We start from the raw sequence: 230 nt of genomic DNA on the forward strand, positions 1-230 counted from the left end.
CCGGGTTGCGGCCTCCGGAGGGCGTCCGGCTCGTGCGCCGACTGCCGCACACCGACCTCCGCGATCTCTACGCGACAGCGAGTGTCGTGGTGACCGCGACCCGCCCGATCCTGCACGCATCCGGGATGACGGTCGCCCACGAGGCGCTCGCCACCGCGCGTCCCGTGGACGTCTCGGCCACCCCGGGCATGCGTGACTCCGTCAGCACCCGCACCGGCGGCCACGACCCG

At 74.8% G+C, this 230-nt stretch carries 1 pseudogene; it reads left to right on the top strand.

The window, feature by feature from the left end:
- A pseudogene (locus tag KVS71_RS19550) lies at positions 1 to 230 on the top strand (hypothetical protein); the annotation flags it as partial.

The sequence above is a fragment of the Microbacterium sp. GbtcB4 genome, assembly GCF_019091465.1.
Taxonomy (GTDB): Bacteria; Actinomycetota; Actinomycetes; order Actinomycetales; family Microbacteriaceae; genus Microbacterium; species Microbacterium paraoxydans.